The sequence below is a fragment of the Escherichia sp. B1147 genome (assembly GCF_001660175.1).
Classification (GTDB): domain Bacteria; phylum Pseudomonadota; class Gammaproteobacteria; order Enterobacterales; family Enterobacteriaceae; genus Escherichia; species Escherichia whittamii.
In genome coordinates, this window is sequence record NZ_LFHY01000005.1 from 373,213 (window position 1) to 394,949 (window position 21,737).

Below are 21,737 nucleotides of genomic sequence, written 5' to 3' on the forward strand. Positions count from 1 at the left end.
GAATATAATTTATAAACATTATTTAAATATTGTTACTTAAGTGTTACCGTTGATGCCGCGCAAATCTCACCTGCAATAAAGCGACTAAAAGTAAGGCATTAACAAGATGAAAAAAGTGACTGCCATGCTCTTCTCGATGGCCGTGGGGCTTAATGCCGTTTCGATGGCGGCAAAAGCGAAAGCGTCCGAGGAGCAGGAAACTGATGTACTGTTGATTGGCGGCGGCATTATGAGCGCCACGTTGGGGACCTATTTACGGGAGCTGGAACCGGAATGGTCGATGACAATGGTGGAACGCCTGGAGGGTGTTGCGCAGGAGAGTTCGAACGGCTGGAACAACGCCGGAACCGGGCATTCTGCGCTGATGGAACTCAACTACACCCCGCAAAACGCCGATGGTAGCATCAGTATCGAAAAAGCAGTCGCTATTAACGAAGCATTCCAGATTTCCCGCCAGTTCTGGGCGCATCAGGTCGAGCGCGGCGTGCTGCGTACTCCGCGTTCATTTATCAATACCGTTCCGCACATGAGCTTTGTCTGGGGCGAGGATAACGTCAACTTCCTGCGCGCCCGTTACGCGGCCTTGCAACAAAGTTCGCTGTTCCGCGGTATGCGTTACTCCGAAGATCACGCGCAAATCAAAGAGTGGGCGCCGCTCGTGATGGAAGGGCGCGATCCGCAGCAGAAAGTGGCTGCGACACGTACAGAAATTGGCACCGATGTAAACTATGGTGAAATCACTCGCCAGTTAATTGCTTCCTTGCAGAAGAAATCTAACTTCTCGCTGCAACTCAGTAGCGAAGTCCGCAGCCTCAAACGTAATGACGACAACACCTGGACCGTCACCGTTGCGGATCTGAAAAATGGCACTGTACAGAACATCCGCGCAAAATTTGTCTTTATCGGCGCGGGCGGTGCGGCGCTGAAACTGTTGCAAGAATCCGGTATTCCAGAAGCGAAAGACTACGCCGGTTTCCCGGTGGGCGGTCAGTTCCTGGTTTCGGAAAACCCGAATGTGGTTAATCACCATCTGGCGAAGGTTTATGGTAAGGCATCCGTTGGTGCGCCGCCGATGTCAGTTCCGCATATCGATACCCGTGTGCTGGACGGTAAACGCGTAGTGCTGTTCGGGCCATTTGCTACGTTCTCAACCAAATTCCTCAAAAACGGTTCACTGTGGGATCTGATGAGTTCCACCACTACTTCCAACGTGATGCCGATGATGCACGTCGGGCTGGATAATTTCGATCTGGTGAAATATCTGGTGAGTCAGGTGATGTTGAGTGAAGAGGATCGTTTTGAAGCGTTGAAAGAGTACTATCCGCAGGCGAAAAAAGAGGACTGGCGTTTGTGGCAAGCGGGACAGCGCGTGCAGATTATCAAACGTGATGCCGAGAAAGGCGGCGTACTGCGTCTGGGAACAGAAGTGGTCAGCGACCAGCAAGGAACCATTGCCGCGCTGCTGGGGGCATCTCCTGGGGCGTCAACAGCTGCACCAATTATGTTGAATCTACTGGAAAAAGTGTTTGGTGATCGTGTTTCCAGCCCGCAATGGCAGGCCACGCTGAAAGCGATCGTTCCGTCTTATGGCAGCAAGTTGAACGGCGATGTGGCGGCAACAGAACGTGAGTTGCAGTACACCAGCGAAGTGCTGGGTCTGAAATATGATAAGCCGCAGGCGGCAGACAGCACGCCGAAACCGCAGTTAAAACCGCAACCCGTTCAAAAAGAAGTGGCGGATATTGCGTTGTAATGATGCGCCGCATCCTGCATTGAGTGTCGGATGCGGCGTAACCGCCTTATCCGACCTACGGGGTGCAGCACTTCACAGCGGCGTAGGCCTGATAAGACGCGCCAGCGTCGCATCAGGCAATCGGCTCGGGCGTTAGATGTCGGATGCGGCGCAACCGCCTTATCCGCCCTACGGGGCGCAGCACTTCACAGCGGCATAGGGCTGATAAGACGCGCCAGCGTCGCATCAGGCAACCAGCTCGGGCGTTGGATGTCGGATGCGGCGTAACCGCCTTATCCGCCCTACAGGGGGAGCAGTTTACAGCAGTTTAGCGAACGACTGCGTTCTCAATCTTCTCTTCTGCCTTCCAGATGCGGTATTTCACATCCACATTGTCTGGCGTATACACCACGATCGGCAGCTTACTGTTGTAACGCAGCATTCCGGTATCGCCCAAATATGCGGTGACAAATTTCTTCTCTTTTTTGCCGTCCGGGCAGGCCATCATCGTCGAAACTGGCGAGCTAACTTTATCAAAGACATAATAATCATAGCCCCAGCCTTCCAGCGTTTTGCTTTCCAGCTTCCCACCGAGACGATGCAGATTGCAGTCGACTTCCAGCGTCTGACCGATTAACAGTTCTACTTTCAGGGTAGATTCATCTTCTTGCGGAGTTAGCTGAATCACCTGACGCTTCATCCCTTTTTCAGCTTGCGGATAAGGGGCGATTTTTTCCAGTGGCTGGACGCTGTCTGCCGCCCAGGCAGAGGTGGCGGCGAAAGCGGCAAACAACACTGCAGGTAGAATGGTCTTCATTTGTTTTCCTTCTTCATTTATAGGTTTTCATCGTTGATGTCGCTGAAGGTTAACATATTCATCAGATTTATTGATTTGCTTTATGAATAACTTAAGGAATATTCAGACAACTTTACCTTCTCTTTTGGTGTTATATGCTGACGGATGGTGAAGCCTGGAGAAATATCTTTGGTGAATTTATCGCTATGTAAAATTGTTTATAACCGATTGAAATGTGAATAAAAGCCCATTTTTGCCTGCCTTCCCGCCACTCTTTTGATCCTGCTACAGGTTTTACCCCGATCGGGGTATGCATCTTTGACACATCCTTTAATATCTTAGCGCCTATAAAAATGGCTTATTAATTATGCGGTTTATTTGGTCGCTCCAGCTTTGTGGAGCGCGTTAATGATGGAAGGTCAATGTGAAGATTGATGCATCCCGTCGGGGCATACTCACTGGTCGCTGGCGCAAAGCCAGTAACGGTATCCGTCCGCCCTGGTCCGGTGATGAATCTCATTTTCTGACCCATTGTACCCGCTGCGATGCCTGTATTAATGCTTGTGAAAACAACATTCTGCAACGCGGTGCGGGCGGCTATCCGAGCGTTAATTTCAAAAACAACGAGTGCAGCTTCTGTTACGCCTGCGCGCAGGCTTGCCCCGAATCGCTATTTTCTCCGCGCCACACCAGGGCCTGGGATTTGCAGTTCACCATTGGGGACGCGTGCCTGGCATATCAGTCAGTTGAATGCCGCCGCTGTCAGGATAGCTGTGAGCCAATGGCAATTATCTTTCGCCCGACGCTCTCCGGGATCTACCAGCCGCAACTTAATAGCCAACTTTGCAACGGATGTGGTGCATGTGCAGCCAGCTGTCCGGTATCAGCCATAACTGCGGAGTATCTCCATGCACACTAACTGGCAAGTTTGCAGCCTGGTCGTGCAGGCCAAAAGCGAACGAATTTCAGACATCAGCACTCAACTAAACGTCTTTCCTGGCTGTGAAGTCGCTGTCAGCGACGCGCCGAGCGGTCAGTTGATTGTGGTGGTGGAAGCAGAAGACAGCGAAACGCTGATCCAAACCATTGAGTCAGTACGCAACGTAGAGGGCGTGCTGGCGGTGTCGCTGGTTTATCACCAGCAGGAAGAGCAAGGTGAGGAAACACCATGAAAATCAGTCGTCGTAGCTTTATGAAAGCTAACGCCGTTGCGGCCGCTGCGGCGGCTGCCGGTCTCAGCGTGCCGGGCGTTGCCCGCGCCGTTGTTGGTCAGCAGGAAGCCATTAAATGGGATAAAGCGCCGTGCCGTTTCTGCGGTACTGGTTGCGGCGTTCTGGTCGGAACGCAGCAGGGGCGTGTGGTGGCCTGTCAGGGCGACCCGGACGCACCGGTTAACCGTGGCCTGAACTGCATTAAGGGCTATTTCCTGCCCAAAATCATGTACGGTAAAGACCGTTTGACGCAGCCGCTACTGCGTATGAAAAACGGTAAATATGACAAAGAAGGCGAATTTACCCCAATCACCTGGGATCAGGCCTTCGATGTGATGGAAGAGAAATTCAAAACCGCCCTGAAAGAAAAAGGGCCGGAATCGATCGGTATGTTCGGTTCTGGTCAGTGGACTATCTGGGAAGGTTATGCCGCGTCCAAGCTGTTCAAAGCTGGCTTTCGTTCGAACAACATCGACCCGAACGCGCGTCACTGTATGGCGTCGGCGGTTGTTGGCTTTATGCGTACCTTTGGTATGGATGAACCGATGGGCTGCTATGACGACATCGAACAGGCTGACGCGTTTGTGCTGTGGGGCGCGAACATGGCGGAGATGCACCCGATCCTCTGGTCGCGCATCACTAACCGTCGTCTCTCTAACCAGAACGTCACCGTGGCGGTGCTTTCTACCTACCAGCATCGTAGCTTCGAGCTGGCGGATAACGGTATCATCTTTACGCCGCAGTCTGACCTGGTGATCCTGAACTACATCGCCAACTACATCATTCAAAACAATGCGATAAATCAGGACTTCTTCAGCAAGCACGTTAACCTGCGCAAAGGTGCGACGGACATCGGCTACGGTTTACGTCCGACCCATCCGCTGGAAAAAGCAGCGAAGAATCCGGGGTCTGACGCTTCCGAACCGATGAGCTTCGAAGATTACAAAGCCTTCGTTGCTGAATATACGCTGGAAAAAACCGCCGAAATGACCGGCGTGCCGAAAGACCAGTTAGAGCAGCTGGCGCAACTGTATGCCGATCCGAACAAGAAAGTCATCTCCTACTGGACGATGGGCTTCAACCAGCATACCCGCGGCGTGTGGGCCAACAACCTGGTCTACAACCTGCACCTGCTGACCGGAAAAATCTCCCAGCCGGGTTGCGGTCCGTTCTCCCTGACGGGACAGCCTTCTGCGTGTGGTACTGCGCGTGAAGTCGGCACCTTTGCTCACCGTCTGCCTGCGGACATGGTGGTGACTAACGAGAAACACCGTGATATCTGCGAGAAGAAGTGGAATATCCCGAGCGGCACTATTCCTGCGAAAATCGGTCTGCACGCGGTGGCGCAAGACCGTGCGCTGAAAGACGGCAAACTGAATGTTTACTGGACCATGTGTACCAACAACATGCAGGCCGGACCGAACATTAATGAAGAGCGTATGCCGGGCTGGCGCGATCCGCGCAACTTTATCATCGTCTCCGATCCGTATCCGACAGTCAGTGCGCTGGCAGCGGACTTGATCCTGCCAACGGCGATGTGGGTAGAGAAAGAGGGCGCTTACGGTAACGCCGAACGCCGTACTCAGTTCTGGCGTCAGCAGGTACAGGCACCGGGCGAAGCAAAATCGGATCTCTGGCAGTTAGTTCAGTTCTCCCGCCGCTTCAAAACTGAAGAAGTATGGCCGGAAGAGCTGCTGGCGAAGAAACCAGAACTGCGTGGCAAAACGCTGTACGAAGTTCTGTATGCCACCCCGGAAGTGAGCAAATTCCCGGTATCCGAACTGGCGGAAGATCAACTGAACGATGAATCCCGCGAGCTGGGCTTCTATCTGCAAAAAGGGCTGTTCGAAGAGTACGCATGGTTTGGTCGCGGTCACGGTCACGATCTCGCACCGTTCGATGACTACCACAAAGCACGCGGTCTGCGCTGGCCGGTAGTGAACGGTAAAGAAACGCAGTGGCGTTACAGCGAAGGTAACGACCCGTATGTGAAAGCGGGCGAAGGCTACAAGTTCTACGGTAAACCGGATGGCAAAGCGGTGATCTTCGCACTGCCGTTCGAACCGGCGGCGGAAGCACCGGATGAAGAGTACGACCTGTGGCTCTCTACCGGACGCGTACTGGAGCACTGGCACACCGGCAGTATGACTCGCCGTGTACCGGAACTGCACCGCGCCTTCCCGGAAGCGGTCCTGTTTATTCACCCGCTGGATGCGAAAGCGCGTGACCTGCGTCGTGGCGACAAAGTGAAAGTGGTTTCTCGCCGTGGCGAAGTGATCTCGATTGTCGAAACGCGCGGGCGTAACCGTCCGCCGCAGGGCCTGGTGTACATGCCGTTCTTCGACGCCGCACAGCTGGTTAACAAACTGACGCTGGATGCGACCGATCCGCTCTCGAAAGAGACGGACTTCAAGAAGTGCGCAGTCAAACTGGAGAAGGTGTAAGCCATTATGTCCCGGTCAGCGAAACCTCAAAATGGTCGCCGCCGCTTTCTGCGCGATGTTGTTCGCACAGCAGGCGGGCTGGCAGCCGTGGGTGTGGCGCTGGGGTTACAACAGCAAACCGCACGCGCATCTGGCGTGCGGTTGCGCCCGCCCGGAGCCATAAACGAGAACGCCTTTGCCAGTGCCTGCGTACGTTGTGGTCAGTGTGTTCAGGCTTGCCCTTACGACACCTTGAAACTGGCGACGCTGGCCTCAGGCCTGTCGGCAGGTACGCCGTATTTTGTCGCGCGGGACATTCCTTGCGAAATGTGTGAGGACGTTCCGTGCGCCAAAGTATGCCCCAGTGGTGCGCTGGATCGTGAGATCGAATCGATCGACGACGCGCGGATGGGGCTGGCGGTGCTGGTGGACCAGGAGAACTGCCTCAACTTTCAGGGGCTGCGCTGCGATGTCTGTTATCGCGAATGCCCGAAAATTGATGAGGCAATCACCCTGGAACTCGAGCGCAACACGCGTACCGGTAAGCACGCCCGTTTTCTGCCAACAGTTCACAGCGATGCCTGTACTGGCTGCGGTAAGTGCGAAAAAGTGTGCGTGCTGGAACAACCAGCAATCAAGGTGTTACCGCTGTCACTGGCGAAAGGGGAGTTAGGTCACCATTACCGCTTCGGCTGGCTGGAGGGGAACAATGGCAAATCGTAAACGTGACGCCGGGCGCGAGGCACTGGCGAAGAAAGGCTGGTGGCGCAGTCACCGTTGGCTGGTGTTGCGTCGACTTTGTCAGTTCTTCGTGCTGGGAATGTTTTTGAGCGGCCCGTGGTTTGGTGTGTGGATTTTGCATGGCAACTACAGCAGTAGCCTGTTATTCGACACCATTCCGCTGACCGATCCGCTGATGACGCTGCAAAGCCTTGCCAGCGGTCATCTGCCCGCCACGGTGGCGCTGACTGGCGCGGTGATTATCACTGTGCTCTACGCCCTGGCTGGAAAGCGATTATTTTGCAGTTGGGTCTGCCCGCTGAACCCGATTACCGATTTAGCAAATTGGTTACGCAGACGATTTGACCTCAATCAGTCTGCGACGATCCCACGCCACATTCGCTACGTGCTGTTGGTAGTCATTCTGGTGGGATCGGCCTTAACCGGCACGCTCATCTGGGAATGGATCAACCCGGTTTCTCTGATGGGGCGCAGTCTGGTAATGGGATTTGGCAGTGGCGCGCTGCTTATTCTCGCGCTGTTTTTATTTGATCTACTGGTCGTTGAACACGGCTGGTGCGGCCATATTTGTCCGGTCGGCGCGCTGTATGGCGTGCTGGGAAGTAAAGGTGTTGTCACCGTTGCGGCCACCGATCGACAGAAATGTAACCGCTGTATGGATTGTTTTCATGTTTGCCCGGAACCGCATGTACTACGTGCCCCGGTGCTGGATGAACAAAGCCCGGTGCAGGTCACCAGCCGCGATTGCATGACGTGCGGTCGCTGCGTGGATGTCTGTTCTGAGGATGTATTTACAATAACTACACGATGGAGTTCGGGAGCGAAATCATGAAAAGCCATGACCTGAAGAAAGCGCTGTGTCAATGGACGGCGATGCTGGCCCTGGTGGTGAGCGGCGCAGTTTGGGCGGCTAATGGCGTCGATTTTAGCCAGTCGCCGGAAGTATCCGGGACGCAGGAAGGGGCCATTCGGATGCCAAAAGAGCAGGAGCGGATGCCGCTGAACTATGTGAATCAGCCGCCAATGATCCCGCATAGCGTTGAAGGTTATCAGGTAACGACCAATACCAACCGCTGCTTACAGTGCCACGGTGTCGAAAGCTATCGTACCACTGGCGCGCCGCGCATCAGTCCTACTCACTTTATGGACAGCGACGGCAAAGTGGGCGCGGAAGTGGCTCCTCGTCGTTACTTCTGTCTGCAATGTCACGTACCGCAGGCCGATACCGCGCCAATCGTGGGGAATACCTTTACCCCGTCAAAAGGTTACGGGAAATAAGAGGTTATTATGGGAAATTCTGACCGTAAGCCTGGTCTGATTAAGCGCCTGTGGAAATGGTGGCGTACCCCCAGCCGTCTGGCGCTGGGTACGCTGCTGTTGATCGGTTTTGTCGGCGGCATTGTCTTCTGGGGCGGCTTTAACACCGGTATGGAAAAAGCTAACACTGAAGAGTTTTGCATTAGCTGCCACGAGATGCGCAACACGGTGTATCAGGAATACATGGATTCCGTGCATTACAACAACCGTAGCGGCGTACGTGCGACCTGTCCGGATTGTCACGTTCCGCACGAGTTTGTGCCGAAAATGATACGTAAGCTCAAAGCAAGTAAAGAGCTGTATGGTAAAATTCTGGGCGTTATTGACACGCCGCAAAAATTCGAAGCTCATCGCCTGACTATGGCACAGAATGAGTGGCGGCGCATGAAGGACAACAACTCGCAGGAGTGCCGTAACTGTCACAACTTCGAGTTTATGGATGCAACTGCCCAGAAATCTGTCGCTGCAAAAATGCACGACCAGGCAGTAAAAGCTGGGCAAACCTGTATCGACTGCCATAAAGGGATTGCACATAAGCTGCCTGATATGCGCGAAGTTGAGCCAGGTTTCTGACAAGGTAAAGATGAGTGGTAATGCTTGAAGCCAGAGGTTTGCTCTGCGAGCGTGATGAACGAACGTTGTTCTGTGATTTATCGTTTTCCCTGAAAGCAGGGGAGTGGGTGCAGATTACCGGAAGTAACGGCGCGGGGAAGACAACGCTTCTCCGTTTGCTGACGGGGTTGTCTCGCCCTGACGCGGGTGAAGTTCTCTGGCAAGGGCAGCCCTTGCATCAGGTACGCGACAGCTACCATCAAAACCTGTTATGGATAGGCCATCAGCCGGGGATCAAAACCCGGCTGACGGCGTTAGAAAATCTGCATTTCTATCACCGTGACGGTGATACCGCACAATGTCTGGACGCCCTGGCGCAGGCCGGGCTTGCCGGATTCGAAGATATTCCCGTAAACCAGCTCTCTGCTGGGCAACAACGCCGCGTTGCGCTGGCGCGTTTGTGGCTGACCCGTGCCACGTTGTGGATACTCGACGAACCTTTTACCGCGATTGACGTTAACGGCGTCGATCGTCTGACCCAGCGTATGGCGCAGCATACGGAGCAGGGGGGGATTGTGATTCTGACCACTCACCAGCCGCTCAACGTTGCTGAAAGTAAAATTCGCCGCATTTCGCTGACGCAAACGAGGGGCGCATGATGTTCTGGCGCATTTTCCGTCTTGAGCTGCGCGTGGCGTTTCGCCATAGCGCCGAAATCGCGAATCCGCTGTGGTTCTTCCTGATTGTTATTACCCTTTTTCCGCTCAGTATCGGCCCGGAGCCGCAGCTGCTGGCGCGTATCGCACCGGGGATTATCTGGGTTGCGGCGCTGCTTTCTTCACTGCTGGCGCTGGAGCGGCTATTCCGTGACGATTTGCAGGACGGCAGTCTTGAACAATTGATGTTATTGCCATTACCCTTGCCCGCCGTTGTACTGGCGAAGGTGATGGCGCACTGGATGGTAACGGGTCTGCCATTACTCATCCTCTCGCCTCTGGTGGCATTGCTACTGGGAATGGACGTTTATGGCTGGCAAGTGATGGCGCTGACGCTGCTGCTGGGAACTCCAACGCTGGGTTTTCTCGGCGCACCTGGCGTGGCGCTGACTGTGGGGCTTAAGCGCGGTGGCGTACTACTGAGCATTCTGGTGTTACCGCTGACTATCCCATTACTCATCTTTGCCACCGCCGCGATGGACGCGGCTTCTATGCATTTGCCCGTTGACGGGTATCTGGCAATTTTAGGCGCGTTGCTGGCAGGCACCGCGACATTAAGTCCTTTTGCGACGGCGGCAGCGTTACGAATCAGCATTCAATGACGCTGGATTACTGATTTTTGTTCAAGTCTGGTATCGAAACTATGTGGAAAACACTGCATCAACTGGCGATCCCACCACGGTTGTACCAAATCTGTGGCTGGTTTATACCGTGGCTGGCAATTGCCAGTGTGGTTGTGCTTACCGTCGGCTGGATCTGGGGATTCGGCTTTGCTCCGGCTGATTATCAGCAAGGAAATAGCTACCGCATTATTTATCTGCATGTGCCTGCGGCGATCTGGTCGATGGGGATTTATGCCTCAATGGCGGTGGCCGCGTTTATCGGCCTTGTCTGGCAGATGAAAATGGCTAACCTGGCGGTGGCGGCGATGGCGCCCATTGGTGCCGTGTTTACTTTTATTGCCCTGGTCACTGGTTCTGCATGGGGAAAACCGATGTGGGGTACCTGGTGGGTATGGGACGCGCGTCTGACTTCTGAACTGGTGCTGCTGTTTCTGTATGTTGGTGTGATTGCCCTGTGGCACGCCTTCGACGATCGCCGTCTGGCAGGCCGTGCGGCAGGTATTCTGGTGCTAATTGGCGTAGTGAACTTGCCGATTATTCATTATTCCGTTGAGTGGTGGAACACCCTACATCAGGGATCAACGCGGATGCAGCAAAGTATTGATCCGGCGATGCGTTCGCCGCTGCGCTGGTCGATTTTCGGCTTCCTGCTGCTGTCTGCCACGCTGACGTTGATGCGGATGCGTAATTTGATTTTGCTGATGGAAAAACGCCGTCCGTGGGTGAGTGAACTGATACTGAAAAGAGGCCGTAAATGACCCCTGCATTTGCTTCCTGGAATGAATTTTTCGCAATGGGCGGTTACGCCTTTTTTGTCTGGCTGGCGGTGGTGATGACCGTTATTCCGCTGGTTGTTTTGGTCGTACACTCGGTGATGCAGCATCGCGCAATTCTGCGTGGCGTGGCGCAACAGCGGGCGCGTGAGGCGCGTTTACGTGCTGCGCAACAGCAGGAGGCCGCATGAATATTCGCCGTAAAAATCGTTTGTGGATTGCCTGCGCCGTGCTGGCAGGTTTGGCGCTGACCATCGGTCTGGTGCTGTATGCGCTGCGCTCTAATATCGATCTTTTCTATACGCCGGGAGAAATTCTCTACGGCAAGCGCGAAACCCAACAGATGCCGGAAGTCGGTCAGCGTCTGCGCGTTGGCGGGATGGTGATGCCGGGTAGCGTGCAGCGCGATCCTGACTCGCTGAAAGTGACGTTTACCATTTACGATGCTGAAGGTTCGGTCGATGTCTCTTATGAAGGCATTTTGCCGGATCTGTTCCGTGAAGGGCAGGGCGTTGTGGTGCAGGGTGAGCTGGAAAAAGGCAATCATATTCTCGCTAAAGAAGTGTTGGCGAAACATGATGAAAACTATACGCCGCCAGAAGTCGAAAAAGCGATGGAAGCCAATCACCGTCGCCCGGCGAGTGTTTATAAGGACCCAGCATCATGATGCCGGAAATTGGTAACGGGCTGCTGTGCCTGGCGCTAGGAATTGCGCTGCTGCTGTCCGTGTATCCGCTATGGGGCGTGGCGCGTGGAGATGCGCGCATGATGGCTTCTTCTCGCTTGTTTGCCTGGCTACTGTTTATGTGCGTGGCTGGCGCATTTCTGGTGTTGGTCAATGCTTTCGTGGTGAATGACTTCACCGTCACCTATGTCGCCAGCAACTCCAATACCCAGCTTCCGGTGTGGTATCGCGTGGCAGCTACCTGGGGCGCGCATGAAGGCTCGCTGCTGCTGTGGGTGTTACTGATGAGCGGCTGGACTTTCGCAGTAGCGATTTTTAGCCAGCGTATCCCGCTGGATATTGTTGCTCGTGTACTGGCGGTAATGGGCATGGTCAGCGTCGGCTTTTTGCTGTTCATTCTCTTTACCTCTAATCCGTTCTCACGCACATTGCCGAATTTCCCAATTGAAGGTCGCGATCTTAACCCGTTGTTGCAGGATCCGGGGCTGATCTTCCATCCGCCTCTGCTCTATATGGGGTACGTTGGTTTCTCGGTGGCGTTTGCTTTTGCCATTGCTTCTTTGTTAAGCGGGCGTCTGGACAGCACTTATGCACGTTTTACTCGTCCGTGGACGCTGGCGGCGTGGATCTTCCTGACGCTCGGCATCGTACTCGGCTCCGCATGGGCCTATTACGAACTCGGCTGGGGCGGCTGGTGGTTCTGGGATCCGGTCGAAAATGCTTCGTTTATGCCGTGGCTGGTGGGGACTGCGCTGATGCACTCGCTGGCGGTAACCGAACAACGTGCCAGCTTCAAAGCGTGGACATTACTGCTGGCAATCAGTGCCTTCTCGTTGTGTCTGCTGGGGACCTTCCTTGTGCGCTCCGGCGTGCTGGTATCAGTACACGCGTTTGCCTCGGATCCGGCGCGCGGCATGTTCATTCTCGCCTTTATGGTGCTGGTGATTGGCGGTTCGCTGCTGCTGTTTGCTGCCCGTGGTCATAAAGTTCGCTCACGCGTAAACAATGCGCTGTGGTCGCGGGAATCTCTGTTGTTGGCGAACAACGTTTTGCTGGTCGCCGCGATGCTGGTGGTGTTGCTGGGGACGTTGCTGCCGCTGGTACATAAGCAACTGGGATTAGGCAGTATTTCTATTGGTGAACCGTTCTTCAACAGCATGTTTACCTGGCTGATGGTGCCATTTGCACTGGTGCTGGGCATTGGTCCGCTGGTGCGCTGGGGGCGCGATCGCCCGCGTAAAATTCGCAATTTATTGATTATTTCCTTCATCTCTACGCTGGTGCTGTCGCTGCTGTTGCCGTGGCTGTTCGAAAGCAAAGTTGTGGCAATGACGGTGCTCGGTCTGGCAATGGCTTGCTGGATTGCGGTGCTGGCTATTGCGGAAGCGGCGCTGCGCATTTCACGTGGCACGAAAACCACCTTCAGTTACTGGGGGATGGTGGCGGCCCACCTGGGGCTTGCGGTGACAATTGTTGGTATCGCCTTCAGTCAGAACTATAGCGTCGAGCGTGATGTGCGCATGAAGTCCGGCGATAGTGTCGATATTCATGAATATCGCTTCACCTTCCGTGATGTCAAAGAGGTGACTGGCCCTAACTGGCGCGGCGGTGTGGCGACTATCGACGTAACGCGAGATGGCAAGCCGGAGACGGTGCTGTATGCGGAAAAACGTTATTACAACACTGCTGGTTCAATGATGACTGAAGCGGCGATTGACGGCGGCATCACCCGTGACCTGTACGCGGCGCTCGGTGAAGAGCTGGAAAACGGCGCGTGGGCAGTTCGTCTTTACTACAAACCTTTTGTTCGCTGGATCTGGGCGGGCGGGCTGATGATGGCGCTGGGCGGGCTGCTGTGCCTGTTTGATCCTCGCTATCGCAAGCGCGTGAGTCCGCAAAAAACTGCGCCGGAGGCTGTATGAAGCGCAAAGTACTGTTACTTCCTTTGATTATCTTTCTGGCGATTGCCGCAGCATTGCTGTGGCAACTGGCGCGTAACGCCGAAGGAGATGATCCGACCAATCTGGAATCAGCACTCATTGGCAAGCCGGTGCCGAAGTTTCGCCTCGAATCACTGGACAATCCCGGTCAGTTTTATCAGGCGGATGTGCTGACTCAGGGCAAACCAGTGCTGCTTAACGTCTGGGCGACCTGGTGCCCGACCTGCCGCGCGGAACATCAATATCTGAATCAGCTTTCTGATCAGGGCATCCGCGTGGTCGGCATGAACTATAAAGACGACAGGCAGAAAGCGATTAGCTGGCTGAAAGAGCTGGGTAATCCTTACGCGCTAAGTCTGTTTGACGGTGACGGCATGTTAGGGCTGGATCTGGGCGTGTATGGCGCGCCAGAAACGTTCCTCATCGACGGCAACGGCATCATTCGTTATCGCCATGCGGGCGATCTCAATCCCCGCGTCTGGGAAGAAGAGATCAAGCCGCTGTGGGAGAAATACAGTAAGGAGGCCGCACAATGAGGTTTTTATTGGGTGTGCTGATGCTGATGATCTCCGGCTCGGCGCTGGCAACCATCGACGTGTTGCAGTTTAAGGATGAAGCACAGGAACAGCAGTTCCGCCAGCTCACCGAAGAGCTGCGCTGCCCGAAATGTCAGAACAACAGCATTGCCGATTCTAACTCGATGATTGCCACCGACCTGCGCCAGAAAGTGTATGAACTGATGCAGGAAGGTAAAAGTAAGAAAGAGATTGTCGATTATATGGTGGCGCGTTACGGCAACTTCGTCACTTACGATCCGCCGTTAACGCCGCTGACCGTGTTGCTGTGGGTACTGCCAGTTGTTGCCATTGGCATTGGCGGTTGGGTGATTTACGCCCGCTCGCGGCGGCGTGTGCGGCTGGCGGTGGAGGAATTTCCTGAACAAAGCGTGCCGGAAGGTAAGCGTGCCGGATTTGCTGTTTACCTGCCGGGGATTGTTGTGGCGTTGATTGTGGCAGGCGTCAGCTACTACCAGACTGGCAATTATCAGCAGGTAAAAGTCTGGCAGCAGGCCACGGCACAGGCTCCGGCATTGCTGGACAGGGCGCTGGACCCGAAAGCTGACCCATTGAATGAAGAAGAGATGTCGCGCCTTGCACTTGGAATGCGTACTCAACTGCAAAAAAATCCGGGAGATATAGAAGGCTGGATTATGTTGGGCCGCGTTGGGATGGCGCTGGGGAATGCCAGTATTGCGACTGATGCATATGCTACTGCGTATCGCCTCGATCCGAAAAACAGCGATGCCGCGCTGGGGTATGCTGAAGCGTTGACACGCTCTTCTGATCCTAACGACAACCGCCTGGGCGGTGAGTTATTACGTCAGTTGGTGAGAAGTGACCACAGCAATATTCGCGTGTTAAGCATGTATGCGTTTAACGCCTTTGAGCAGCAGCGATTTGGCGAAGCCGTTGCCGCGTGGGAGATGATGTTGAAACTCTTGCCTGCCAACGATACTCGCCGTGCGGTGATTGAGCGCAGTATCGCTCAGGCGATGCAGCATTTATCGCCGCAACAAAGTAAATAAGAAGAAGCCCGATGGTTAATCCATCGGGCTATTTTTTTATTGCGCCCCGCGTTGTTGCAGGAACAGAATGGTGGCCGCCACGCGTGAGCGGACATTGAGTTTACGCAGCAGATTGCGGATATGGACTTTTACCGTCTGCTCGGAAATATTCAGTACCGAAGCGATCTGCTTATTGGACAGCCCTTGTGCCAGTTCGTGCAGAACATCTAATTCACGCTCCGTTAGCACGCTGAAGGGGTCTTCTTCAGCACCAAACATTTCACGCTCGCGTAAGTACTGACTGACGCGTTCACTAAAGACTTTGCTGCCTTTTGCTCCGGCGCGAATCGCTTCCAGCAACACTTCCGGATCGCTATCTTTCAACAGATAACCGTCAGCGCCTGCGTCTATCAGTGCAAAGATATCGCTGGAGGCATCTGATACGGTCAGGATAATAATTTGCGCGGTAACGCCATCCCTGCGCAAGGCATTGAGGGTATCCAGGCCACTCATACCTTTCATATTGAGATCCAGCAAGATAACGTCGATATCCAGCCTATTTGCCAGATCGATAGCACTCGCGCCGTCGCCTGCTTCGGCGACCACTTCAAAGCCAGGATCAAGCTCCAGTAACTGACGAACACCGCGTCGCATAAGTGGATGATCATCCACAATCAGCACCTGAAAAGGCGTTGCTTCAGGCATAGTAGTCTCCTGAGGTTTTATTAGAATCATTATGTTTGAGCGTAGCGTTGGTAACACTACCAGGCGCGTGAATGTTACCCCATTTTATGTATGGGCATGTAGTGAAAACTGTAAGTGTGGGGAGGGGGCATTGGCGTAGATATAAAAAAACCAACCTTTGCGGTTGGTTTTCTTGGGATTTTTGGTCGGCACGAGAGGATTTGAACCTCCGACCCCCGACACCCCATGACGGTGCGCTACCAGGCTGCGCTACGTGCCGACTCGTGGCTGCTTATACTACCGTTTTCCACGCCGATTGCAAGTAAGATATTTTGCTAACTGATTTATAATTAATCAGTTAGCGATAAAACGCTTCTCGTCTGTCAGCACTTGCAATAACAAACTCAACTGTGGTTTTTCGTCTCTCACTCTTTCACCACGTAAGTTGTACGTGCGGTATTTACCGTTATTGTTCAGTACCAGCGTCATTTTCGGTGTGGTAATTGCCAGCGTATCGTTATCCGCGGCTGTTACCCAGTAATGACGGCGCTCAGGGTTGAACAAGTCTTGACCTTGTGAGTATTCGCTGGCAGGCGTGCTGACGTGCAGCAGGCGTTGCATCAGCGTCGTCATAAGATCAGTATGATCGGTCAGGGTATTAATACGCTGTGCCGGTGTGCCTGGCCAGTGAATGACCAATGGCACCTGAAGATGGCCACGTGACCAGTCAAAGGTTTCTTCATCTTCGCTCAGCGGAATGCCGCGACCAGCAGTGATAATCACCACCGTGTTGTCCAGTTTCCCGGATTCACGTAACGCATTCAGGACGCGATTGATCTGGTCATCGACATTACCCGCCGCGCGGCTATATTTTCGGGCAAATGCTTGCTGGTTGCTGTCGTCAATATTGGTGCCATTGAAAGATACCCACGAGAACCAGCGGTTATCTTCTTGCGCGTAGCGGCCAAGCCAGTTGATCCACTGCGTGGCGGTCTGCTCATCGGATTGTGTATGTACGCTCGGCATCGAGAAGTCTGACAACAATGCCTGACGATAGAGCGGACTGGTAAAGCCATCTGACGAGAATAAGCCCAACTGATAGCCTTGCTGGTTGAGTGCGGTAATTAACGCCGCTGGTGTACGGGTTGACAGAATACCGTCCATATAGCTTGGCGAGATGCCATAGAACAAGCCAAAGATACCGTTGTCGGTGGCGTTGCCGGAACTCATATGCCGCGTGAACGAAATATTTTGCTCGGCAAAACCTGCCAGTGCAGGCATCTGCTTCTCGTAGCGCGAGTAGTTCAGGCCATCGACAGTAATCAACAGCACATTTTGCCCGGTGCCCATATCGCGGTAGCGCAATTCGCTTAACGGATACTGTACGGAAACTGCGTCTGGATTGCCTTGCTCGATCAGACGGCGTTGATACTCCTGCGCATCAAGCAGGCCATGCTTCTCTAGAAAACGTCGCGCCGTCATCGGGTACGAAAGCGGCAGGTTGGCGCGCTGCATAGTGATTGGGCGATAGAAGTTAGCATCGGCCCAGATATACACCATGTGTGAGGCAATAAAGGCGATAAATAAGAATGCAGCCAGCGGACGGGCGAAGCGCCGACGACGCGTCAGACTGCGCAGCTTTTGCCAGCTCCACGTCGCAAACACCAGTTCAATCAATAAAATAACTGGCACACTGATAAACATTAGCTGCCAGTCGCGCGCCATCTCATTCTCGTCCGGGTTGATAACTAACTGCCAGACAATGGGATTAAGATGGAGATGGAAACGGGTAAAGACTTCGCTGTCGATCAGCAGCAGCGTCATTCCCACAGTGGCCAGAATGACGGACAAAAACCTCATTAGCCTCTGTGAGCCGACGATAAAGGTCAGCGGGAAGAGGATCAGCAAGTAGGTGGCGAACACCAGAAAGCTAAAGTGGCCGATAATGCTTACATAGGAATAAATACGACCTGCAAGCGTTGTCGGCCAGTCGGCGATAAACAGGTAACGGCTGCCAATGACTAGTGAGAGCAGAATGTTGAACAGTGCAAACCAGTGCCCCCAGCTGACCATCTGGGAGACTTTTTCACGGTAGCGCTGACGATGAGTTACCATAACCTGTTATCTGTTTCCCTTAGTGCGCTTTGTCTTCGTTGATCGAGGACTGCAAAGCGCGGGCAAAAGAGTTGGCAATCGCCTGGCGTTGAGCCGGGGCAATGCTGGTATTGATAAGGTTAGTGACCATGTTGCCTAACACCATCAGGGAAAGGTCGGTCGGAGCCTTATGTTTTTCCAGTACGTTGAGCAGCTCTGCGAGCAATTGTTCAACCTGTTCATCACTGTAGCGGGAAATTTGTGGCATAAATCGAAATCAGTTAGTTGATGAAAGGGCAACATATTACCGTAGCAACGGTTTTTTTTCTGCTTTTTTATGCTTTCAATCATTCTCATTACGCAGCCTTCTGTAAAATGGCCGCCAACTTTTATTGCGTCGCTTTACCGGCGGTGGTTGAATACCGCCCGGTCTTAAAGGAGAGTTTATCATGAGTCTGGATATCAACCAGATTGCTCTGCACCAGCTTATCAAGCGTGATGAGCAGAACCTTGAGCTGGTGTTGCGCGATTCATTGCTGGAACCGACGGAAACCGTCGTTGAGATGGTGGCAGAGTTGCATCGGGTCTATAGCGCCAAGAACAAAGCCTACGGATTGTTCAGCGAAGAGAGTGAACTGGCGCAGACGCTGCGCTTGCAACGTCAGGGCGAAGAGGACTTTCTGGCATTTAGCCGAGCGGCAACTGGACGCCTGCGTGACGAACTGGCGAAATATCCTTTTGCTGACGGCGGTTTCGTACTGTTTTGTCACTACCGTTATCTGGCAGTGGAATATCTGTTGGTGGCAGTATTAAGCAACCTGAGCAGTATGCGCGTTAATGAAAATCTCGACATTAACCCGACCCATTATCTCGATATCAATCATGCGGATATCGTGGCGCGTATCGATTTAACTGAGTGGGAAACCAATCCGGAATCGACCCGCTATCTGACTTTTCTGAAAGGGCGGGTCGGACGCAAAGTCGCCGATTTCTTTATGGACTTCCTGGGTGCCAGCGAAGGGTTGAACGCGAAAGCGCAAAACCGCGGTCTGTTGCAAGCGGTCGACGACTTCACCGCAGAAGCGCAACTGGATAAAGCAGAACGGCAGAACGTTCGCCAGCAAGTTTATAGCTATTGTAATGAGCAATTGCAGGCGGGCGAGGAGATCGAACTGGAGTCGTTGTCGAAAGAGTTGGCGGGTGTCAGCGAAGTAAGCTTCACAGAGTTTGCTGCTGAAAAAGGGTATGAACTGGAAGAGAGCTTCCCGGCAGACCGCAGCACGCTGCGTCAGTTGACTAAGTTTGCCGGTAGCGGCGGTGGTTTGACCATTAACTTTGATGCGATGCTGTTAGGTGAACGCATCTTCTGGGACCCGGCGACCGATACGCTGACTATTAAAGGTACGCCGCCAAACCTGCGTGATCAATTGCAGCGCCGGACGTCTGGCGGGAACTAATCAGTGAATGCCAGATGCGGCGTGAACGCCTTATCTGGCCTACCCAAAAGAGCAATACCGTAATCAGGCATTAATCTGCAGATACAAAAAACCCCGCCGGAGCGGGGTTTTTTACAACTTATTCTGCGATTAAGCGCGAACGAAGTCGATGTGCTGCAGCTTCGGTTTGTACGGATGACGCTGTACGTCCTGAGCTTTAACTTTGATTTCTTTACCGTCAACAACGATGGTCAGAACTTCGCTGTAGAATTCAGCTTTAGCTTGCATGTTCATGACTTTGTCGTGATCCAGCTCGATAGCCAGCGGCGCTTCTTTGCCACCGTAGATGATTGCCGGGAATTTGTTAGCGGCACGCAGGCGGCGGCTCGCACCCTTACCCTGCTCTTTACGTACTTCTGCGTTGATAGTAAACATTTCTTTCTCTCTTAAATGATTCCTGCTACAGGCGACCCAGCAACAGGCAAGTGATCTGCTTTGCGTATGCAAAAGCGGGCGAGATTCTATACTCAATCGCCTTATACATCAATCAAAACTACCATTAACCGCGTAATTCATGCGCCCGCCGAAAACGACCTTCGTAATCGAATACTTTTTCACGCACCTGCCAGTACTGGCCTTTCATTCGTGCGACGACGAAATCCGGATGGCGCAGCAACGCTTGTTGGGCGAGGATATCGGCAGCGGTTATCCAGCGCAAAGGGATGCCCGGTGTACGTGTATGCGGACGGATAAAAAGCTGTTCAAAAGCGGTACGCTGGGCCGGTGTTTGCAGGCGGAAACGCTCACTGACATCAGCGCCATCTTCATCGTAATAGGTGATTTTCAGCCATTCGCCTTTTTCGTCGTGACCATGCTGCAAAGACATGCCGCTACAGCGTAGTACCAGGGCGTCTTTAAGTCGTAGAGCCGCTTTTAACATATCATCCGGGTCAACCAGAATGGTGTCACATTCGCGGCAACGGCGGGCGGCAATATCGTTTTCCGCGTTACATTGCGGACAATTTTTAAAACGGAAACGGAAGTCACACTGTTCGCGATGACCGTCGTCATCTTCAAACCATCCCTGACAGCGGCGACCAAAGTGTTCAATCAATGTACCGTCGGCGGTAGTTTTGCCCCAAAAGGTGTTGGCAAAGCCACAGGCAGGGCAGAAAACCTGCACCGGGACGTTGTCACTTTTGCCTTTCGGCGTACCAACTTCCGGTGCGTAGAGGTCATGAGGATTGCCTGCATAATCAAGAATTAAGCAATCTGTCTTACCTGGCGCCAGGCGCAGACCGCGCCCGACAATTTGTTGGTAAAGACTCACTGATTCGGTAGGGCGCAGAATGGCGATAAGATCGACGTGCGGGGCGTCAAAACCGGTGGTCAGTACCGCGACGTTGACCAGATAGCGAAAACGCTGGGCTTTAAAATCTTCAATTAATACATCGCGTTCAGCGCCGGGCGTGTCGCCAGTAATAAGTGCGGCATCCTCAGCGGGTAGCAAACCGACAATCTCTTTTGCGTGTTCGACTGTCGCGGCGAAAATCATCACCCCTTTACGCTTTTCGGCGAACTCCATAATCTGGCTGATGATGTGCGGTGTAATACGTTGCTGTTTTTTCAGTTCCCGGTTGAGATCAGCTTCGCTGAACAGCCCGTTGCTCTGCGCCTGCAAGCGGCTGAAATCGTATTGCACAACCGGCATATCCAGCCGTTCCGGTGGCGTCAGATAGCCGTGTTTAATCATATAGCGCAGCGGCAGCTCATAAATGCAGTCACGGAAAAGGGCTTTCTCGTCGCCGCGTACCATACCGTGATAATGAAACTGATAAATCCAGCCTTTACCCAGCCGAAAAGGCGTGGCAGTCAGCCCAAGCAGGCGTAAGTGGGGATTCACTTTTGTCAGGTGAGTAAGGATTTGCTTATACTGGCTCTCTTCGTCGTCACCAATACGGTGGCATTCATCGACAATCAAAAGCGAAAACTCACTCTGAAAGGCATCGAGATTGCGGGCAACCGACTGCACGCTGCCAAAGACCACTTTACCGTGGCTCTCCTTGCGCTTTAGCCCGGCGGCAAAAATATCGGCCTCCAGCCCCAACGCCTGGTATTTAGCATGGTTCTGCGCCACCAGCTCTTTGACGTGTGCCAGCACCAGAACACGGCCACGCGCCAGTCGCGCCAGTTCGGCAATCACCAGGCTTTTACCTGCTCCGGTAGGCAGCACGATAACGGCAGGGGTTTTATGACGACGAAAATGGTTGAGCGTGGCATCCACGGCTTCTTGCTGGTATGGACGAAGTGTAAAAATCATGGTTTAGCGTAGGTAGATTAATCTGCTAATAGTATGCCACGGATCTTTTTCCCTTGAGGGAAGTTATTAGACCGCTATACTGGGCAGACAACAGTTCTGATTTTCGGGTCTATGCCCGACCTCCGTTTTT

At 53.4% G+C, this 21,737-nt stretch carries 24 protein-coding genes and 1 tRNA gene; 17 read left to right on the forward strand and 8 right to left on the reverse strand.

All coding sequences use genetic code 11. The features are described 5' to 3' along the window. Positions 1-106: 106 nt before the first annotated feature. On the forward strand, positions 107-1,753 hold the full coding sequence (gene mqo / locus A9180_RS04905; protein ID WP_064526752.1) for a malate dehydrogenase (quinone): 1,647 nt from the start codon (positions 107-109) through the stop codon (positions 1,751-1,753). 307 nt (positions 1,754-2,060) lie between these two features. On the opposite strand, the gene eco is transcribed toward mqo, so the two are convergent. Together eco and A9180_RS24895 are read right to left on the reverse strand one after the other, a co-directional pair. Continuing rightward, entirely contained in the window at positions 2,061-2,549 is a 489-nt protein-coding gene (eco, locus tag A9180_RS04910; protein WP_064526754.1) for a serine protease inhibitor ecotin, read from the reverse strand. A 130-nt stretch (positions 2,550-2,679) separates the two neighbouring features. Beyond that, on the reverse strand, positions 2,680-2,844 hold the full coding sequence (locus tag A9180_RS24895; RefSeq protein ID WP_064526755.1) for a hypothetical protein: 165 nt from the start codon (positions 2,842-2,844) through the stop codon (positions 2,680-2,682). A 108-nt stretch (positions 2,845-2,952) separates the two neighbouring features. Here A9180_RS24895 and napF point away from each other — a divergent pair, with 108 nt between their 5' ends. Genes napF through ccmH form a run of 15 tightly spaced genes read left to right on the forward strand, consistent with a single transcriptional unit; the run spans position 2,953 to position 15,094 of the window. Continuing rightward, complete coding sequence (gene napF, locus A9180_RS04920) at positions 2,953-3,447, forward strand: ferredoxin-type protein NapF (protein ID WP_000686723.1); 495 nt, start codon at positions 2,953-2,955, stop codon at positions 3,445-3,447. Then, a complete protein-coding gene (napD, locus tag A9180_RS04925; protein ID WP_064526756.1) occupies positions 3,437-3,700 on the forward strand; it encodes a chaperone NapD in 264 nt (87 codons plus the stop codon). Before napF ends, napD begins: the two co-directional genes overlap by 11 nt. Beyond that, on the forward strand, positions 3,697-6,183 hold the full coding sequence (napA, locus tag A9180_RS04930; protein WP_064526758.1) for a periplasmic nitrate reductase subunit alpha: 2,487 nt from the start codon (positions 3,697-3,699) through the stop codon (positions 6,181-6,183). The genes napD and napA overlap by 4 nt, the downstream gene beginning before the upstream one ends. 6 nt (positions 6,184-6,189) lie before the next feature. Beyond that, a complete protein-coding gene (napG, locus tag A9180_RS04935) occupies positions 6,190-6,885 on the forward strand; it encodes a ferredoxin-type protein NapG (protein ID WP_000091300.1) in 696 nt (231 codons plus the stop codon). Further along, positions 6,872-7,735, forward strand: coding sequence for a quinol dehydrogenase ferredoxin subunit NapH (gene napH / locus A9180_RS04940; protein WP_064526762.1), 864 nt, complete (start codon positions 6,872-6,874; stop codon positions 7,733-7,735). The genes napG and napH overlap by 14 nt, the downstream gene beginning before the upstream one ends. Then, on the forward strand, positions 7,732-8,181 hold the full coding sequence (gene napB / locus A9180_RS04945) for a nitrate reductase cytochrome c-type subunit (protein ID WP_000835177.1): 450 nt from the start codon (positions 7,732-7,734) through the stop codon (positions 8,179-8,181). The genes napH and napB overlap by 4 nt, the downstream gene beginning before the upstream one ends. Positions 8,182-8,190: 9 nt before the next feature. Then, positions 8,191-8,793, forward strand: coding sequence for a cytochrome c-type protein NapC (gene napC, locus A9180_RS04950; protein WP_064526764.1), 603 nt, complete (start codon positions 8,191-8,193; stop codon positions 8,791-8,793). Positions 8,794-8,807: 14 nt separating this feature from the next. Then, a complete protein-coding gene (gene ccmA / locus A9180_RS04955; RefSeq protein WP_077883490.1) occupies positions 8,808-9,431 on the forward strand; it encodes a cytochrome c biogenesis heme-transporting ATPase CcmA in 624 nt (207 codons plus the stop codon). Continuing rightward, entirely contained in the window at positions 9,428-10,090 is a 663-nt protein-coding gene (gene ccmB, locus A9180_RS04960; protein WP_000971724.1) for a heme exporter protein CcmB, read from the forward strand. Before ccmA ends, ccmB begins: the two co-directional genes overlap by 4 nt. A 41-nt stretch (positions 10,091-10,131) precedes the next feature. Then, the gene (gene ccmC, locus A9180_RS04965; protein WP_001295447.1) at positions 10,132-10,869 is read left to right on the forward strand and encodes a heme exporter protein CcmC; all 738 of its coding nucleotides are present in this window, start codon (positions 10,132-10,134) and stop codon (positions 10,867-10,869) included. After that, positions 10,866-11,075, forward strand: coding sequence for a heme exporter protein CcmD (gene ccmD / locus A9180_RS04970; protein ID WP_000186540.1), 210 nt, complete (start codon positions 10,866-10,868; stop codon positions 11,073-11,075). The genes ccmC and ccmD overlap by 4 nt, the downstream gene beginning before the upstream one ends. After that, complete coding sequence (ccmE, locus tag A9180_RS04975; protein WP_001026411.1) at positions 11,072-11,551, forward strand: cytochrome c maturation protein CcmE; 480 nt, start codon at positions 11,072-11,074, stop codon at positions 11,549-11,551. The genes ccmD and ccmE overlap by 4 nt, the downstream gene beginning before the upstream one ends. Next, on the forward strand, positions 11,548-13,491 hold the full coding sequence (gene ccmF / locus A9180_RS04980) for a cytochrome c-type biogenesis heme lyase CcmF (RefSeq protein WP_064526768.1): 1,944 nt from the start codon (positions 11,548-11,550) through the stop codon (positions 13,489-13,491). Before ccmE ends, ccmF begins: the two co-directional genes overlap by 4 nt. After that, positions 13,488-14,045 (forward strand): thiol:disulfide interchange protein DsbE, encoded by a 558-nt coding sequence (gene dsbE / locus A9180_RS04985; RefSeq protein WP_064526770.1) that lies wholly within the window; start codon positions 13,488-13,490, stop codon positions 14,043-14,045. Before ccmF ends, dsbE begins: the two co-directional genes overlap by 4 nt. Continuing rightward, positions 14,042-15,094: a cytochrome c-type biogenesis thiol:disulfide oxidoreductase CcmH gene (gene ccmH / locus A9180_RS04990; protein WP_064526772.1), complete on the forward strand. Its 1,053-nt coding sequence runs from the start codon at positions 14,042-14,044 to the stop codon at positions 15,092-15,094. Before dsbE ends, ccmH begins: the two co-directional genes overlap by 4 nt. 36 nt (positions 15,095-15,130) lie before the next feature. Here the strand turns inward: ccmH and narP are convergent, their stop codons facing one another. From narP to A9180_RS05010, 4 genes are all read right to left on the reverse strand, one after another. After that, positions 15,131-15,778 (reverse strand): nitrate/nitrite response regulator protein NarP, encoded by a 648-nt coding sequence (gene narP / locus A9180_RS04995; RefSeq protein ID WP_064526779.1) that lies wholly within the window; start codon positions 15,776-15,778, stop codon positions 15,131-15,133. A gap of 182 nt (positions 15,779-15,960) precedes the next feature. Next, positions 15,961-16,037, reverse strand: a tRNA-Pro gene (locus A9180_RS05000). A 74-nt stretch (positions 16,038-16,111) separates the two neighbouring features. Further along, positions 16,112-17,872, reverse strand: coding sequence for an LPS biosynthesis-modulating metalloenzyme YejM (gene yejM / locus A9180_RS05005; protein WP_064526781.1), 1,761 nt, complete (start codon positions 17,870-17,872; stop codon positions 16,112-16,114). A 19-nt stretch (positions 17,873-17,891) separates the two neighbouring features. After that, entirely contained in the window at positions 17,892-18,119 is a 228-nt protein-coding gene (locus A9180_RS05010; protein WP_001135667.1) for a YejL family protein, read from the reverse strand. A gap of 181 nt (positions 18,120-18,300) precedes the next feature. Between A9180_RS05010 and yejK the strand changes: the two genes are divergently transcribed. Then, entirely contained in the window at positions 18,301-19,308 is a 1,008-nt protein-coding gene (gene yejK / locus A9180_RS05015) for a nucleoid-associated protein YejK (protein ID WP_000050789.1), read from the forward strand. Between the two features lie 129 nt (positions 19,309-19,437). Here the strand turns inward: yejK and rplY are convergent, their stop codons facing one another. Together rplY and A9180_RS05025 are read right to left on the reverse strand one after the other, a co-directional pair. After that, complete coding sequence (gene rplY, locus A9180_RS05020; RefSeq protein WP_000494183.1) at positions 19,438-19,722, reverse strand: 50S ribosomal protein L25; 285 nt, start codon at positions 19,720-19,722, stop codon at positions 19,438-19,440. 124 nt (positions 19,723-19,846) lie between these two features. Continuing rightward, positions 19,847-21,607 (reverse strand): DEAD/DEAH box helicase, encoded by a 1,761-nt coding sequence (locus tag A9180_RS05025; protein ID WP_064526783.1) that lies wholly within the window; start codon positions 21,605-21,607, stop codon positions 19,847-19,849. Between the last annotated feature and the right edge of the window lie 130 nt (positions 21,608-21,737).